Origin of the sequence: Natronolimnohabitans innermongolicus JCM 12255, from assembly GCF_000337215.1 — an archaeon.
Taxonomy (GTDB): Archaea; Halobacteriota; Halobacteria; order Halobacteriales; family Natrialbaceae; genus Natronolimnohabitans; species Natronolimnohabitans innermongolicus.
On sequence record NZ_AOHZ01000097.1, the window covers coordinates 1 to 349 of the forward strand.

General features: G+C 55.3%; 1 rRNA gene. It reads right to left on the reverse strand.

Annotation, left to right across the window (positions count from 1 at the left end):
- A 23S ribosomal RNA gene (locus tag C493_RS23660) occupies positions 1 to 331 on the reverse strand; the annotation flags it as partial.
- Positions 332 to 349 lie beyond the last annotated feature (18 nt).

Here is a 349-nt window from a genome sequence, read left to right on the forward strand (position 1 = left end):
TCGTACTCTGTTCCAAGAGACTTCGTGTCGCGGTTCGCGGAGTGATCGTCAGTCCGAACACCACATTGCCCGTAGAGGCTTCGGTTTGGACTGTATCGCGTTCAGTCGCCCTTACTAACGACATCACATTACGTCTTCTTTTCCTGTCGGTACTAAGATGTTTCAATTCCCGACGTTCCCCATTGCGCGAAGCAATTGCGGTGGGGATTCCCATTCGGAGATCCCAAGTTCTTACCCTCCGTGCGGGTCCCTTGGGCTTATCGCAGCTTGGCACGTCCGTCTTCAGCTCTCAAGCCGAGCGATCCACCAGCTGGCACAGTAGCCACGTTCATCGGATCGGCGCTACACG